12 protein-coding genes, 1 tRNA gene and 1 pseudogene are annotated in these 15,483 nt (G+C 60.5%); 9 read left to right on the top strand and 5 right to left on the bottom strand.

What is annotated here, in order from left to right:
* The first annotated feature begins 52 nt into the window (after positions 1-52).
* Positions 53-140 (top strand) — tRNA-Ser (locus tag ACILSL_RS25150).
* Positions 141-209: 69 nt separating this feature from the next.
* On the opposite strand, the gene ACILSL_RS25145 is transcribed toward ACILSL_RS25150, so the two are convergent.
* Complete coding sequence (locus ACILSL_RS25145; RefSeq protein WP_395734830.1) at positions 210-566, bottom strand: hypothetical protein; 357 nt, start codon at positions 564-566, stop codon at positions 210-212.
* 204 nt (positions 567-770) lie between these two features.
* On the opposite strand from ACILSL_RS25145, the gene ACILSL_RS25140 reads away from it, so the two are divergent.
* The 8 genes from ACILSL_RS25140 to ACILSL_RS25105 all read left to right on the top strand — a co-directional run bounded on the left by ACILSL_RS25140 (position 771) and on the right by ACILSL_RS25105 (position 8,667).
* Positions 771-1,646, top strand: a complete 876-nt coding sequence (locus ACILSL_RS25140; protein ID WP_395734829.1) for a tyrosine-type recombinase/integrase — start codon at positions 771-773, stop codon at positions 1,644-1,646.
* A 9-nt stretch (positions 1,647-1,655) separates the two neighbouring features.
* Entirely contained in the window at positions 1,656-2,867 is a 1,212-nt protein-coding gene (locus tag ACILSL_RS25135) for an IS91 family transposase (protein ID WP_395734828.1), read from the top strand.
* Positions 2,868-3,496: 629 nt separating this feature from the next.
* Positions 3,497-4,117, top strand: coding sequence for a TetR/AcrR family transcriptional regulator (locus tag ACILSL_RS25130; RefSeq protein WP_395734827.1), 621 nt, complete (start codon positions 3,497-3,499; stop codon positions 4,115-4,117).
* Between the two features lie 14 nt (positions 4,118-4,131).
* Positions 4,132-5,325 carry an efflux RND transporter periplasmic adaptor subunit gene (locus ACILSL_RS25125; RefSeq protein WP_395734826.1) on the top strand — a complete coding sequence of 398 codons (1,194 nt, stop codon included), beginning with the start codon at positions 4,132-4,134 and terminating at the stop codon, positions 5,323-5,325.
* Positions 5,322-6,524 carry an ABC transporter permease gene (locus tag ACILSL_RS25120; protein WP_395734825.1) on the top strand — a complete coding sequence of 401 codons (1,203 nt, stop codon included), beginning with the start codon at positions 5,322-5,324 and terminating at the stop codon, positions 6,522-6,524. The genes ACILSL_RS25125 and ACILSL_RS25120 overlap by 4 nt, the downstream gene beginning before the upstream one ends.
* Positions 6,525-6,534: 10 nt before the next feature.
* Positions 6,535-7,251: an ABC transporter ATP-binding protein gene (locus tag ACILSL_RS25115; protein WP_395734824.1), complete on the top strand. Its 717-nt coding sequence runs from the start codon at positions 6,535-6,537 to the stop codon at positions 7,249-7,251.
* 157 nt (positions 7,252-7,408) lie between these two features.
* Positions 7,409-7,753: a hypothetical protein gene (locus ACILSL_RS25110; protein ID WP_395734823.1), complete on the top strand. Its 345-nt coding sequence runs from the start codon at positions 7,409-7,411 to the stop codon at positions 7,751-7,753.
* 68 nt (positions 7,754-7,821) lie between these two features.
* Positions 7,822-8,667: a nickel transporter gene (locus ACILSL_RS25105; RefSeq protein ID WP_395734822.1), complete on the top strand. Its 846-nt coding sequence runs from the start codon at positions 7,822-7,824 to the stop codon at positions 8,665-8,667.
* Between the two features lie 230 nt (positions 8,668-8,897).
* On the opposite strand, the gene ACILSL_RS25100 is transcribed toward ACILSL_RS25105, so the two are convergent.
* The 4 genes and pseudogenes from ACILSL_RS25100 to ACILSL_RS25085 all read right to left on the bottom strand — a co-directional run.
* The gene (locus ACILSL_RS25100) at positions 8,898-11,123 is read right to left on the bottom strand and encodes a TRAP transporter large permease subunit (protein WP_395734831.1); all 2,226 of its coding nucleotides are present in this window, start codon (positions 11,121-11,123) and stop codon (positions 8,898-8,900) included.
* A gap of 8 nt (positions 11,124-11,131) precedes the next feature.
* Positions 11,132-11,672: pseudogene (locus tag ACILSL_RS25095) on the bottom strand (TRAP transporter small permease subunit).
* Between the two features lie 129 nt (positions 11,673-11,801).
* Positions 11,802-12,917: a TRAP transporter substrate-binding protein gene (locus ACILSL_RS25090; RefSeq protein WP_395734821.1), complete on the bottom strand. Its 1,116-nt coding sequence runs from the start codon at positions 12,915-12,917 to the stop codon at positions 11,802-11,804.
* Between the two features lie 242 nt (positions 12,918-13,159).
* A partial coding sequence (locus tag ACILSL_RS25085; protein WP_395734820.1) for an error-prone DNA polymerase occupies positions 13,160-15,483 on the bottom strand: 2,324 nt, incomplete at its 5' end.

Here is a 15,483-nt window from a genome sequence, read left to right as displayed (position 1 = left end):
GTAATCTCGCGGCGGTGATGGTGCAGTGATCTTGCGCTACAATCATCCGTTCGGAGAGGTGGCAGAGTGGTTGAATGTACCTGACTCGAAATCAGGCGTACCGCAAGGTATCGGGGGTTCGAATCCCCCCCTCTCCGCCATGATTCATTCGAACTGATTCCAAGTCGTTCGAACAATTTCCAATCCGTTCGGGGCCTCCCAAGGCGCTCTTAGAACGTCTTCCGGACCAGGCTGGCTTCCTCGTAGGCCTCAATGTCCTTGAGCCGGTACAGGACCTTCCCCACGATCTTCAAGTACGGCGGCCCCTCGCCGACGGTGCGCCAGCGCTGAAGCCGCGCGACGGAACACACCCAGCGATCAGCGAGCATTTTTTCGGTCAGGAGTTCTCGGCTGGGTTCGGCCGGAACCTTTTGAGCCTGAAGTAGGGGTTCGGGCTGGATCTCTCTTAAGGCCGTTCTGGCGATGCTGCCGGCCAGTACGTCCAACACGTCGCGGGTGCTTTCCGGCCGTGGTGTCGCAGAAGATGGGTGGCCATGTGCCTCGGTGCTTGTATGGGGTGATTTCATACAAGTTCATACCGGTTGGCCGGGCGCTTTTTCTCAGCAGGGTGGTGCTGTTTGATGCGCTATGTCGTCAGGACGGCTTTCGGCCAGTGGACGAAACCGCTGTCGCGGTAGTCTCCGAGCCAGCGTGGCTGGTGATCGTCAGGTTTAGTGCGTGCCTATGTTGTGAGTTGAGGCAATTGGCCTCGTTCACACAGGAGCACAGCCATGGAAACGTCGTCCCGACCGGTATCTCCGCTGCGTCAACGCATGCTGGAGGACATGCACATGCGCAAACTCGCGCCCAAGACGCAGGATGCCTACATTCGCGCGGTCAGCAGATTTGCAAAGTTCCTGGGGCGCTCGCCCGACACCGCCACTGCCGAAGACCTGCGGCGCTTTCAACTGCGCTTGGTGGATGAGGGCACATCGGCCATCACGCTCAACGCCACCATCACCGGCCTGAAGTTTCTCTTCGACGTGACACTGGGCCATGGCGATGTCCTGGCCAAGATGCAGTCGGTGCGGGTACCGCACAAGATTCCCGTTATCTTGAGCAAGCAGGAAGTGGCGCGCCTGATTGCGTGCGCTGGCAACATTAAGCACCAAACGGCCCTCGCTCTGGCTTACGCCACGGGACTGCGTGCCCATGAAGTCGTGTCACTTCGGGTGAGTGACATTGACAGCCAACGCATGACGCTGCGCGTGGAACAGGGCAAGGGTGACAAGGACCGTTACGCCATGATTTCGCCGATTCTGCTGGAGCGGCTGCGCGTATGGTGGCGTGTGGCCCGCGCCCAGGGCAGGATGCTTGATGGGGGGTGGCTGTTTCCGGGGATGAACCCGATCAATCCACTGACCGAGCGCCAACTCAACCGCGCCATTCATGAAGCCGCCACCCTGGCCAAGATCGACAAGCGGGTGTCCATGCACACCCTGCGCCACAGCTTTGCCACGCACCTGCTGGAGCAGAAGGTCGACATCCGCGTGATCCAGGTGATGCTGGGTCACAAGAAGCTGGAAACCACGGCGCTTTACACCCAGGTGGCCACTGAGGTGCTCAGAGAAGTGATCAACCCGCTGGAAACGCTGCAACCGGCGTAGGCCACTTCCATGGGGCCCAGTGCCCTGGAGGTGGCGGACATCTTCCGCACCCATGGGCCAGCCTTTAGAGCAGCCCAGCGCTCCCACCTGAGCCTGGGTCAACTCAAGGTCATGACAGCCATTGAGCAGTGCCGCACGGCGGCACTGGGGGGACATGTTTTGCGCTGTCCGGACTGCCAGCAGACCCAGGTGTCCTACAACTCCTGCCGCAACCGGCATTGTCCCAAGTGTCAGGCCCAAGCTGCCAAGCGCTGGCTGGAAGCCCGTCAGGCCGATCTCCTTCCAGTCGATTACTACCATGTGGTCTTCACGCTGCCCGCCCCCATCAGCGACATCGCCTACTACAACAAGGCGGTGGTCTATGGCCTGCTGTTCGAAATCGCTGCCGAGACCCTGATCACCATAGCGGCCGATCCCAAGCACCTGGGCGCCGAGGTCGGAGCCACTCTGGTCCTGCACACCTGGGGTTCGGCGCTCACCCACCATCCCCACGTCCACGGCATCGTTCCAGGTGGTGGCCTGTCTCCCGATGGCAAACGCTGGGTATCCTGCAAGCCCGGATTCTTCCTGTCGGTGCGGGTGCTCTCACGCCTGTTCCGGCGCCGGTTCCTGGAAGCATTGGAAGAGGCTCATCGCGCGGACAAGCTGCAGTTCTTTGGTGACAGTGCTGAACTGGCTGATCTAAAGGCCTTTGCCAGGTGGCTCGCGCCACTGCGCAAGATTGAGTGGGTGGTGTATGCCAAGCGGCCATTTGCAGGGCCTGCTGCGGTATTGGCCTACCTCTCGCGATACACGCACCGTGTGGCCATTGCCAATTCACGTCTGCTCGCCATGGACGAGCGGGGCGTCACGTTTCGCTGGAAGGACTATCGCGACAAGAGCAACCCGGATCGGCCACGGCACAAGACCATGACGCTTGCTGCCGATGAGTTCATGCGTCGCTTCCTGCTGCACGTATTGCCCATGGGATTCCATCGCATCCGGCACTTCGGGCTGATTGCCAACAACGCGCGCAAAGAGAAACTGGCACTCGCGCGGGAACTCTTGAACGTGCAGCCAACCATCCCCGTTGCCTTACAGGACGTGCGTGGAGATGTTGTCGCAGAGGCCGTGAAGCCCACATTTGTATGCACACACTGTGGTGCCCACATGGTTGTCCTGGAATTCTTCACGCGGTCCATGCCAATCCGGGCGCCACCCATTGCAATGGGCACACCATGAGGAAACGCGGAACACAGAGCTGGCACGCACTGCTGACCAAACCGTTTGGTGCAGCAGAGGGTGAGGTGTTGCCTGAGACGCCCCTACTGCTCAGATTTACACCAGTGTCTTGGGCATCGGCATACCGCTATATGCCCACAGACACGCCCGGTAGCTGCTCCCGCGCGCATAGGACCTGCTCCGTTGGTGGTGGTCTCATGGCCAGGGAATTCAAATCACCATAGGCTGGTACCAACGCGGTCTGCACGCGTTGCCTTCCAGGCCCCGCGGTTTCCTCCCTTGGGGCTTGTACGACGCCCACCCTTGTGTGTTTTATGGCATCACGGGCACGCCTCTGCGGGCGGGCATCCTACAACCCTAAACATGAGGCGTCGTTGGCATATCCTACCTGGTGGACCGGTAAAGGCTGGCAAGAGTCATTCGCACCTGCTGGCTCGGGCGATGGGCGCTGTGAATACCGGTCATTTGGCAGATGACGACCCAGATGACAGCACTTAGCCGACACCGGTCGCTGGCACTCGTTTCCAACGATCAGATCAGTATGACAGGTCCAGCGCCGAACATACTGGTGCGACCGACTCAAAAGGCATTGGAAATCATGATAAAGTAATTCATGAATTACTTATATTATGGTTGCCAACACACGGATCAGACTCAAAACCGAAGACCGCCAGGCAGAACTGGTCCAGGCGGCCTTGGGATTGGCCGCTCAGCGCAGCCCAGCCGAAATCACCACGGGTGACCTGGCCTTGGTCATCGGCATCACCCAAGGGGGCGTATTCAAGCATTTCGACAGCAAGGAGGCCATCTGGCTGGCTGTTCTTGACTGGGCGCACCAGTCGTTGATGGAGCGGCTCGAGCAAGCAGCACAAGCACGGCAGGTCAATGCCTTGCAGGCCCTGCGTGCCGTCTTCTTGGCCCACATCGGTTTTGTTGAGCAGTTCCCGGGGGTTCCCCGTCTTGTCTTTCAAGAGTTGCAGCATGCCAAGCCCACACCGCTCAAAGGCAGGGTGCAGCAACTGATGGCCGACTACCGGACTCTGGTGACCCAACTGCTGGACCACGCCCGTGAAGAGCGCTTGCTGGCAAAAGATGTGGATCTTCCGTCGGCAGCGGTCCTCTTCATGGGAGCGGTTCAGGGGCTGGTCATGCAGTCTTTGGTCACGGGCAATCTCCATGGACTGGCACGACAGGGCAAAGCCGTGTTCAAACTCTACGAGGCAGGCCTGTTGCCAAATCCTAAAACCTGACGAAAGAAGCGCCGATGACACTCTCCAATATCAAAAAGCGGCAGGTCTTGGTCGCAACCAGTGCCGCGATCGTGATTGTGGCTCTGGGATTCGTGGCGACTCGCATGGGGCCACTTGCCCCGACTATAGTTACAGTGACACAAGTCAAGAGCGAAAATCTGACGCCCTCGGTGTTTGGCATTGGCAGTGTGGAAGCGCGCCAGAGCTGGCTGATGGGCCCCACGGTGGCGGGGCGCGTATTGCGCGTGCATGTCGATGCGGGGCAGGCGGTCAAGGCCGGACAGTTACTAGCCGAGATGGACCCGGTGGATCTGGACCAACGCTTGCAGGCGCAAGATGCCGCGCTGTCCAAAGCGGTCAGCGTTCAAACGGCAGCACAGGCTCAACTGGCAGACGCCAAAGCTCGGCGCGAACTGGCCGCCACCAATCTGAACCGGCAAAAGGAACTGGCTCGGCAGAACTTCATCAGCCCTGCAGCGCTCGAGGGGCGTGAGCAGGAGCTGCAGTCTGCGCAGGCAGCCTACGAGGCCGCGCAAGCCAACCTGCAGGCGACCCGGCAGGACGCTCAGCGCCTGCAGGCCGAGCGTGCGGCTGTCGTGCAGCAAAGACAGAACACCCGATTGGTCGCACCGGCCGATGCGGTGGTCATCAGCAGGGATGCAGAAGCTGGTAGTACGGTGGTGGCTGGGCAGGCTGTGATCAGGCTGGTCAATCCCGCCACCCTCTGGGTGAAGCTGCGCGTGGACCAGGCACGCTCGATCGGTCTGGCGGTTGGTTTGCCGGCCCAGATCGCCTTGCGTTCGCATCCGCAACAGGTGCTGGCCGGCAAGGTGGAGCGCGTGGAGTTGCAGGCCGATGCAGTGACCGAGGAGCGCATCGCACAAGTAACGTTTGATCAAACGCCTGCATCACTGTCGATCGGCGAGATGGCCGAGGTCACGCTCAAGTTGCAGCCAGAGGATCAGGCTTTAGTGGTGCCGCAGGCCAGTGTGCAGACGCATCAGGGCCGAACGGGCGTGTGGCGTCTGAAAGATGGCGCATTGGACTTCGTTTCCGTGCAGTGGGGCGCGTCCAGTCTGGACGGCCGCGTGCAGGCATTGAGCGGTCTGGCCTCGGGTGACACGGTGGTCGTCTACAGCGACAAGCCGCTGTCGGTTGGAGCCCGCTTCAAAGTGGCGGACGCCCTAGTCAAAAAGGCCCAGCCATGATCAGCCTGGCGGCGCGCGACATTCAGCACAGCTGGGCCAAGTTCGTGCTCACCGGGCTGGGGCTGGGTTTGCTCATTGGCGTGACGCTGACCATGGCCGGGGTGTTTCGCGGCATGGTCGACGATGCCCAGGCCTTGCTGAGCAACAGTGGCGCCGACCTCTGGGTGGTTCAAAAGAACACGCAGGGGCCGTACGCCGAATCGTCCAGCCTCAAGGACGATGTGGTCCGCAGCATCGCCGGCATGCCGGGTGTGGCGATGGCGGCCAACATCACTTACTTCACCATGCAGGTCAAGGCGGTGGGGGGCAAGGAGGCCCGTGCCATGGTGGTCGGTATCGAGCCGGGTGCTGCCGGTTTGCCCGGGCAGCCGGGCCATTTGCTGGCAGGCAGGCACCTCATGCGCAGTCACTACGAGGCGGTGGCCGACATCAAAACCGGACTGTCGCTGGGGGACAGGGTCGAGATCAGGCGCCACACCTACGAAGTGGTGGGCCTGACACGCCGCATGGTGTCATCCGGCGGTGACCCGATGGTCTTCATGCCGATCAAGGATGCTCAGGAAGCTCAGTTCCTCAAGGACAACGACGCCATCGTGAACGACCGCGTGCGCACGGCCACCAACCCCGCTTTCAATCGGCCTGCGGTGCCGGGTTTGCTCGATGCGGTGCAGAACCTGCAGACCAGCAGCCGCAACGTCAATGCCGTGCTGGTGCGCGTGGCCGATGGTTGGCCCCCCGAGCGTGTGGCCGAGCCAATTAAACGCTGGAAGCACCTGACTGTGTTCACCCGTGTGGACATGGAGAACATTCTGGTTGACAAACTGATCGCCACTTCGGCCAAACAGATCGGCATGTTCCTGGCCATCCTGGCCGTGGTGAGCGCGGCGATCGTGGCCTTCATCATCTACACCATGACGCTGGGCAAGATCCGCGAGATCGCGGTGCTCAAGCTGATCGGCACCCGCAACCTCACCATCGCGGCCATGATCCTGCAGCAGGCGTTGGGCCTGGGCGTGATCGGCTTTGTGGTCGGCAAAGTGGCGGCGACGATCTGGGCGCCGGTGTTTCCCAAATTCGTGCTCTTGCTCACGCAGGACGCCGTGATCGGCTTTGGCGCCACCATGCTCATTTGCGTATTGGCCAGCACGCTGGCCATCCGCATTGCACTCCGCGTCGATCCGGCGCAAGCCATCAGTTGAGGGCCGCAACATGACAAGCAAACCTGGTGGTATTCGCATCGAAAACTTGCGCAAGGTTTATGGCCAGGGCGACACGGCAGTCGAGGCGCTCAAGAACGTCAACATGCAAGTTGCGCCCGGCGAAGTGGTGGGGCTGGTGGGCCCCTCTGGTTCCGGCAAAAGCACCTTGCTCAAATGCCTGGGGGCCATCATCGAGCCCACGTCCGGTCGCATGACTCTGGGCGATGAAGTCATTTACGACGACGGCTGGAAAACGCCTGACCTGCGCGCCTTGCGCCGCGACCGGATTGGATTTGTGTTTCAGGCACCGTACCTGATTCCCTTTCTGGATGTGACCGACAACGTCGCCCTGCTGCCCATGCTGGCAGGTGTGCCCAATGTACAGGCGCGGCAACGTGCACTTGAATTGCTAAACGCTCTGGATGTCGCACATCGTGCCAAAGCCGAACCAGCGCAACTTTCCGGTGGCGAGCAGCAACGGGTGTCAATCGCCCGGGCGTTGGCCAACAAGCCGCCGGTGATTCTGGCCGACGAGCCAACCGCGCCGCTGGACAGCGAACGCGCCCTGGCCGTGGTGCGCATCCTCAATGACATGGCCCGTCAGGCGCAGACCGCCATCATCGTCGTGACCCATGACGAGAAAATCATCCCGACCTTCAAGCGGATCTACCACATCCGCGATGGTCAAACGGTCGAGGAACAAGGCGAAGGGCGCGCACTTGATTAGGTACACGTCCTCAACGGCAGAAGTACCCTCTGAACCGGTCACTGGCGCTGGGCATTGATCCGCCGCGTCAAAGGCTGGTTTGTGGTCTGCGAGCTGATACCCACCGCGGGACCGATGATCTGATCACGCCACGTCTGAGTCAGAGGGTCGGTTCACCGTGAAGACCGCTTTGGGTCGAAAGCTGCCCCATGCGGGAGAGGTCAGTTCGAATCCCCGGCCTCACCAAAAAACGATGCATCTGGACCTGAGCAGGTTAGTGGGGCTATCATTGCTGCTCCGCCAGGACACGTCGCAGAAAGCCCCGCATCGCGGGGCTTTTGCTTTTGCAGTTGCGCAAACCGGATGGCGTACCAGCCTCGACGTGGTGGCGCATCAGTTTCGGCAGTGGTCGCGCGACCGCGATGCGGCCCTGTCCGGGATGCACGCAGGCGCTTTCGGTCGCCGTGAACGGCAAACCCGCTTGACGCCCATTGGCGAGAACATTGGCACGATTTGTGTATGAAGCAAGCAGATCTAAGCGAGCATGAGGAGGCGTGCTGTGGATAGTCAGTGTTGCTGGCCGGGTTGCCGATGAGCCCGACGGATATTCCGCACGACCTGGGCGGCGTCGCTGCCGTGGCGTTGCTGCTGGGCATGAAACACGGATTTGACGCGGACCATCTGGCCGCAATTGACGGCCTGACCCGCTGCAACTACGCCACTCGCCCGCGCCTCGCGCGTCTCTCCGGCGTGCTGTTTTCGCTCGGACATGGCGCTGTTGTCGTAGCTACTGCCGTGCTCGTGGCAACGCTTGCGCAGGCGTGGCGGGTGCCAGAATGGCTGGAGTCGTTCGGCGCCTGGGTGTCAATCGTTGTGCTCTGCCTGCTCGCGGCGTTGAACATTGACAGCGTGTTTTCGACGCCGTCACATCATGTGGCCCGCCTGGTTGGCTGGCGAAGCCGCCGCTTCTCGCGACTGCTGACCAGCGGCAATCCGCTGGCGGTCGCGGCCATTGGCGCCTTGTTTGCACTTTCGTTTGACACCCTGAGTCAGGCGTCATTGTTCGCGGTCGCCGCCAATCCCTTTGGTGGCTGGCAGACAGCGCTATTGCTTGCAGGCTTGTTTGTCGTAGGGATGTTGCTGTCCGACGGACTGAACGGACTCTGGATTTCGCGCCTCATTCGCCGGTCCGATGAAACGGCACTGGTCGCCTCGCGGGTCATGGCGGTTGCGGTGTCGGCGGTCAGCCTGCTGACGGCGGCTTTCGGCGCCAGCAAGCTGCTGTTGCCGCAACTCGATGCCTGGGCCGAGGGCAAGGAACTGTGGCTGGGCGCCTTCGTCATGCTGGCCATCTTTTCCGGCTTTCTGCTCGGAATGCGGCTGGCGCGCAGACATGAGGCAAAGGCCGCCAGCGTTGCTGCAGTGACGCCGAACTGATCCGACTGGCGACCGCAGCGCGGCAGCGAGCCGGTTGGGGACATCCCGATCGAGCGAGCGGGCTCGAACCCAAGCTGGCTTGAGCCCGGGTTCGTACAACGATCAGCTTTTCGCCGAAACCTTTATTCGATCAGGGCTCCAGGGTCGTTTCGTGAAGTTATCGACTTTGCGGAAAATGACCGCTGAGCCCTTAACAAACGGGCTTCGCATCAAAAAGCTGCCTGCCTTGACTACTTGTAGAGCACCTCGGGCAGCCACAGTCCAATCGCCGGGAAGATGTAGAGCAGCAGCAGCGCGATCACCTGGATCACCATGAACGGCATCATGCCCGCAAAAATCTGGTTCAGCGTCACATGCGGCGGCGCCACGCCCTTGAGGTAGAAAGCGGCCATCGCCACCGGCGGCGACAGGAATGCCGTCTGCAAGTTGAGCGCAACCAGCAGCCCGAAGAACAGCGGATCGACATTGAACTTGGCTAACAGCGGGATGAAGATCGGCATGAAGATCACGATGATCTCGGTCCACTCCAGCGGCCAGCCAAGGATGAAGATGATGAACTGCGATAGCAGCATGAATTGCGTCGTCGTCAGCCCGAGCGAAAGCACCCATTTTTCGATCACCTCCTGCCCGCCCAGCAGGGCGAAGGCAGCGGAGAAGATCGACGAACCGACGAACAGCCAGCACACCATTGCGGAGGTCTTGGCGGTCAGGAATACCGACTCGGACAGCACACCTTGCAACCTGACCTGGACCGTCGCCAGCGCGCACCAGACCACAAATGCGGTCATCGAAAGCCAGCCCAGCCACATCGGCACCGGGCTGACGATGAACTCGGACTTCAGCAGCGCAAACCAGACCACCGCTGCCAGCACCACGGCCCACAGTGGCAGCCACAGGCGCAGTATCTTCGTCCGCTCGGCGGCGGGGCGCGCGATGGCGAGGTACGCCGCAGCGAGGACGAAGCCGCCGATCGAGCCTACCGCAGCGGCCTCGGTTGGCGTGGCGAGCCCGAATACGATGGTGCCGAGCACCGCCAGGATCAGGAACGCGAGTGGAAAGAACGAGGCCAGCAGCAGTTTGTAGACTTCATAGCGCTGCCAGTCGAGCACGGCGTAGAGCAGCACCAGTGCGGCGACCACAATGCCCAGGGTCCACCAGAACCAGTCAGGAGCCGGGACAGTTTTGGCCCCTTCCGCAGCTGTCGCCGACGCCGGGAGGCTCGCGTTGGCACCTGCTGCAGCGCCATCGGTTGTGGCTTTCGTGGCGGCGGCACCCTTGGCACCCTTGGCACCCTCGGCACCCTCGGTGGGCGGTTCTTTGAGGTCAGCGGCCGGCTCTTTCAGTTCGGACAGGGACGACGTGGCTGGCGGTTCCTTGACGCCATCGGCGGCGGGCTCCTTGAGCTCGTTGCTGCCTGCGGCTTCGGCACCCGTGCTGGTCTTGGCCGCTTCGCTCGCGCTGCCCATCTCGACCAGGCCGGTGGTCTCGACGGCGGCCGGCTCCGTGGTTACGGCGCGATGAATCGCCAGCAGCAACAGGCCGAATATGATTGCCGGCAACAGCGCGACCAGCAGCTCCTTGACCAGGCTTTTGCGTCCGATGACTGCCGCACGGTCGCCGCGCACAGCAGCCAGCAGTGCCGGGAGCGCCCGCTGGCCCGGCGCAGTGGCAACGGCCGCCGGGACCGGAGAAAGTGCCACGACACGATCTTCCGCCGAGAGCGGCGGCGCCAGCTTCGGGTTGAGTTTCGCCCGGATCATCACGTAGACGATGTAGAGCACCGCCAGCATGATGCCGGGGAAGAAAGCGCCGGCATAAAGCTTGACCACCGACACGCCTGCAGTGGCGCCGTAAACGATCAGCATGACTGATGGCGGGATCAGGATGCCCAGGCAGCCACCGGCCGTGATGGCACCAGCGGAGAGCTTCATGTCGTAGCCAGCGCGCATCATTGCGGGCAGCGCGAGTAGCCCCATCAAAGTGACGACGGCGCCGACGATGCCCGTCGCTGTGGCGAAGATCGCGCAGGTCACCAGTGTGGCGACCGCGAGCGAGCCGGGCACACGGGCCAGCGCGAGGTGCAGCGATTTGAACAGTTTCTCGATCAGGTTGGCGCGCTCAACCAGATAGCCCATGAAGACAAATAGCGGGATCGAAATCAGCACTTCGTTGGTCATCACGCCGTAAGTGCGTTGCACCATCAGGTCCAGCGTGTGCTTCACGGCGACATTGGGGTCACCACCTTTCTGGGCGAAGTAGGCGATGAACGCGAAGATTACGCCCATACCCATCAGCGTGAACGCCGTCGGGAAGCCAAGCATGATGGCGACCACCACCAGCGCCAGCATCATCAGGCCATAGTGGCCCAAGGTCATGCTGCTCCATGGCATGAGGATCAGCGTGGGCAGCGCGATGGCCGCCATGATGATGAGCCCGAACCAGAGTTCCTTGCGCAGTTTCAACATTACCGTGCTCCCTGTGCGCCAGCGTCGGTACTACTGGTATGTGACGTGACCATCGCCTTCAGCTTGTCGACATCGACCTCCTCGACGTCCTCCTCGCGCGAGGGCCAGTCGCCTGTTCTCAGGCAGATCACACAGCGAACGATCTCCACCAGACCCTGAATGAGCAGCAGCAGGCCTGCTGCCGGGATGATTGCCTTGAACGGATAGATCGGCGGGCCGTCGGCGGCGATCGACGAACGTTCGTTCTGCGCCAGCGAAGTAGTGAAGATCAAAAAATGCCTGAGTGCGTGGCTGGAAGAAACCATACAGGACGTCACCGCGCACATGGCCGTTCTTCGACAGTGTGTAGGCACCTGCCAGCATGAACAGCGCCCCGTAAAGCATGTTGCTCGCATCCATCACCCACGGGTGCGGGTTTGACAGCACATAGCGCGAGAACACTTCCCAACCAATGAGCAGCGTCAGTGCGACGATGCTCCAGGCGGCGAGTTGGCCCACGCGGGTCGAAATTTTGTCGACCAACAGCAATACGGATTGCATTCAGTTCTCCTCGGACACGGGTGCGCTGCCAGCTGCGCTGACGTAGTTTTTTCGGCGATTCGGCGTTCGCCTGACATAAAAAAGCCCCCGGGGCGCTTGCACTGCGGGGGCTGCTTCGCGGGGCGCGGACTATGACTTCTTGCTCGTGGCGTGGCGGAATGCCATCTTGAAATCGACGTTGGTGTCGTTCTGCCAGCGGCATGCCCGCATGGCAAATTTCTCCATCGATTCCAGCACCTTCTTGAACATCGGATTTTCGGCCGATTTCTTCTTGGTGATGTCGTCCCAGGCCTTGAGCTGTGCCTGCAGGATGGCGTCGGGTGTTTTGTAGAACTTGACGCCCATCTTCTGCAGCTCGATGTAGTCCTGCGAGTAGCGGTCGATTGCCTTCCAGCTCATGTCGGCCGAGGCTGCCTGTACTGCATTGTTGACGACCGCTTTCAGGTCGGCCGGCAATGCGTTGTACTTGGTCTTGTTGAAGAGGATCTCGAACTGCTCGCCGCTTTGATGGAAGGATTGCAGCATGCAGACCTTCGATACGTCCGGGAAGCCGAGCACCTTGTCGGAGCTGGTGTTGTTGAATTCGGCCGCATCGAGCAGGCCGCGATCCATCGCTGCGACAATTTCGCCGCCGGGCAGCGCGTTCACTGCTGCACCCATCGCCGTGAAGATGTCAATGGAGAGGCCGACGGTGCGGTATTTCAGTCCCTTGAAGTCTTCCACTTTGGTGACGGGCTTCTTGAACCAGCCCAGCGGCTGCGTCGGCATGGGACCATAGACAAACGACTGCACGTCGAGGTTGAGGCCCTTGTAGATCTCGTCCAGCAGGGCGCGGCCGCCACCATATTCGTGCCAGGCAAGGACCATGTTGGCGTCCATGCCGAATGCCGGGCCCGAACCCCACAGTGCCATCGCGGAGTTCTTGCCGTACCAGTAGGCGAGCACACCGTGACCACCATCGAGCGTGCCTTTGGAGACGGCATCGATGAGGTCAAATGCCTTGACCACGGCACCCGACGGCAGCACGTCAATCTTGAGGCGGCCGCCCGACATGTCGTTGACCTTCTTGGCGTAGTCGAGCGCGTACTCGTGAAAGATGTCTTTCGCTGGCCAGGTGGACTGCCAGCGGAACGTGATCGGCGATTGCGCGACGCTGACCATCGGCGCGGCGCCCACGACGGCTCCGCCGACGATCGTGGCGGACTTCAGAAACTTGCGGCGATCGATTGTTGTTTCATCGGACATGGGGGCCTCCTTGTATGCAGATCCGCAGTGGACCTTGTTGAGTAAGTGTCGAGCCGGAAGCGCTCGGGCCATTGGGCGCATGCAACGCAATTTCTTACGAGTCCTGCGTTTCGCAGGCGACGCAAACGATCAGTGGCGGCAATAGAATTCTGAAACTCGCCTCAACATGCTGTTTCAGGGCTTACCCGTAGCTGGCTGAAAACAGGTTCCATTTTTCTGTTGTGCAATGCGCAATGGCGGACTCAGTGAAAGTCATGCGAGGCCACGGCAAGATCAGCAAGCAGATGCGAGGCGTCTTCCATGTGCGCTGCAACAAGATGGCTGATTGGGCCCTGATGTTGAAGCTTGCCGTGGACAATCATCAGCCGGGAAGCAATCAGCGCTCGCCGCTCTTTCTCGGCCAGATCGCGCCAGACGATGACGTTGGTGTTGCCGGTTTCGTCTTCCAGCGTGACGAAGGTAACGCCGCTGGCTGTGCCGGGGCGCTGGCGACAGGTAACAAGCCCTGCCACACGGATATTGCGACCGGAGGGAATCTTTTTGAGACTCGCAGCCTGCTGGGTGCCAGCCAGCAGACTGCGCAGCAGTTTCAGGGGATGCACGCGCAGTGTGAGACCGGTGCTGCGGTAATCGGCGATGACTTCCTGGCCAAGCGTGAGGGGCTTGAGCGGCGCTGCTGCGTTGCTGATGTCTGATGGTGCCGCCGGAAGATCGGGCAATTTCGAAGCGGCGGCCATCCACTTTGACTGGATCCGGTTACCGGCCAGTAGCCTGAAAGCGTCGGCGTCAGCCAGTGCGTTGATGACTTTGGTGCCAATACCCGTTCTCTGCACAACGTCGCGAATGCTCGAAAACGGAATCTCCTGCCGCAGTCTGACGATGTCACCAGCGACCGTCTCGCTGATGCCGCTAACCATGCGTAACCCAAGGCGCAGCATGGTTTTGCCTACTGTTCTTTTTTCTGGATCCGGATTGTCAAAGATCAGTGCGCAATCCCAGTCACTCGCATTGATGTCAACAGGCAATATTTGTACGCCATTTTTTTGCGCGTCCTGTATCAACTGTGATGGCGAATAGAAGCCCATCGGCTGACTGTTGAGCAGGGCACAACAAAAGGCAGCAGGATGGTGACATTTAACCCACGCCGAGTTGTAGGCCAGAATGGCAAAACTTGCCGCGTGTGATTCCGGGAAGCCATAGCTGCCGAAGCCCTCTACCTGTCTGTAAATGGAGTCCGCAAACTCGGAGGTATAGCCACGCTCGAGCATGCCATTGATCAATTTCTCCTTCAGATGACCCAGGCCGCCCTTGCGTTTCCAGGCTGCCATTGAGCGGCGCAGATTGTCGGCCTCACCGGCTGAAAAACCGGCCGCTTTCATGGATAGCTCCATGACTTGCTCCTGAAAAATCGGAATGCCCAACGTACGTTTCAGGATGCTCTCGACGGCCGACGAAGGGTAGCTTTGAGCCTCAACCCCCTGGCGACGCTTGAGATAGGGGTGAACCATGCCACCTTGTATCGGCCCGGGGCGAACGATGGCGATCTGTACGACCAGATCGAAATAGCTTTCGGGCTTCAGCCTCGGCAGCATGTTCATTTGCGCCCGGGACTCGACCTGGAAGACGCCTGTGCTCTCGCCGCGACAAAGCATCTCGTACACAGCCGGATCTTCCTTCGGGATATCGTGCATGGTGAACGGCTGACCGGTCTGCTGTGCGACCAGTGCCATGGAGCGACGCAGGCAGGACAACATGCCGAGCCCGAGGATGTCGACCTTCATCATGCCCAGCTCTTCAATGTCATCCTTGTCCCATTGAATCACGGTGCGGTTGGGCATCGTTGCGTTTTCGATGGGAACCTTCTTGTCGAGCCGGTGCTCGGCCAGCACAAAACCCCCCGGGTGCTGCGAGAGGTGTCGGGGAAAACCGCGTAGCTCAGCTGTGTATTTGAGCAACTGCTGAACGCGATGCACCTGAGCATCGAAGCCAATTTCGGCGAGCCGCTGGTCCAGATCGGACTTTTTGTCCCACCACGAGAGATTCCTGCTGATGCGGTCAAGCTGATCTTCAGAAAATCCGAGCGCCTTGCCGACATCGCGGATTGCGCCCTTGGTGCGATAGCAAATCACCGTTGCGCAGAGCGCCGCACGATGGCGACCGTAGCGCGTAAACACATATTGAATGATCTCTTCCCTGCGCTCGTGTTCAAAGTCGACGTCTATATCGGGCGGCTCGTCGCGTTCTTTCGAGATGAAGCGCTCAAAGAGCAGATGACATCGCCCGGGATCAAGTTCCGTGATGTGCAGGCAATAACAGATCGCGGAATTCGCCGAAGAGCCACGGCCCTGACAAAGAATCTCCAGACGCCGTGCCTCACGCACGATGTCGTACACGGTCAGAAAATAGGCCTCATATTTTTTCTCGGCGACCAGTCGGAATTCTTTCCTCAGCTGGCTTCTGACTTTCGATGGAATGTGGTTTTGATAGCGGCGGTTGGCACCGAGGCGGGTCAACTTGCGAAGGTATCTTGCTGCAGACAGTCCCGCAGGAACAAACTCCTCAGGGT

The organism is Prosthecobacter sp., from assembly GCF_044222345.1.
In the GTDB taxonomy this organism is placed as follows: Bacteria; Verrucomicrobiota; Verrucomicrobiia; order Verrucomicrobiales; family Verrucomicrobiaceae; genus Prosthecobacter.
Note: the sequence above shows the minus strand (reverse complement) of the source record. Positions and strands in the feature narration are given on the sequence as shown.

What these genes read in the sequence shown, in the direction of transcription:
- ACILSL_RS25115 (WP_395734824.1), top strand. Translation starts at nt 6,535, where the DNA reads ATGACAAGCAAACCTGGTGGTATTCGCATCGAAAACTTGCGCAAGGTT.
- ACILSL_RS25125 (WP_395734826.1), top strand. Translation starts at nt 4,132, where the DNA reads ATGACACTCTCCAATATCAAAAAGCGGCAGGTCTTGGTCGCAACCAGT.
- ACILSL_RS25120 (WP_395734825.1), top strand. Translation starts at nt 5,322, where the DNA reads ATGATCAGCCTGGCGGCGCGCGACATTCAGCACAGCTGGGCCAAGTTC.
- ACILSL_RS25090 (WP_395734821.1), bottom strand. Translation starts at nt 12,917, where the DNA reads ATGTCCGATGAAACAACAATCGATCGCCGCAAGTTTCTGAAGTCCGCC.
- ACILSL_RS25145 (WP_395734830.1), bottom strand. Translation starts at nt 566, where the DNA reads ATGAAATCACCCCATACAAGCACCGAGGCACATGGCCACCCATCTTCT.
- ACILSL_RS25140 (WP_395734829.1), top strand. Translation starts at nt 771, where the DNA reads ATGGAAACGTCGTCCCGACCGGTATCTCCGCTGCGTCAACGCATGCTG.
- ACILSL_RS25130 (WP_395734827.1), top strand. Translation starts at nt 3,497, where the DNA reads ATGGTTGCCAACACACGGATCAGACTCAAAACCGAAGACCGCCAGGCA.
- ACILSL_RS25105 (WP_395734822.1), top strand. Translation starts at nt 7,822, where the DNA reads ATGAGCCCGACGGATATTCCGCACGACCTGGGCGGCGTCGCTGCCGTG.
- ACILSL_RS25135 (WP_395734828.1), top strand. Translation starts at nt 1,656, where the DNA reads ATGGGGCCCAGTGCCCTGGAGGTGGCGGACATCTTCCGCACCCATGGG.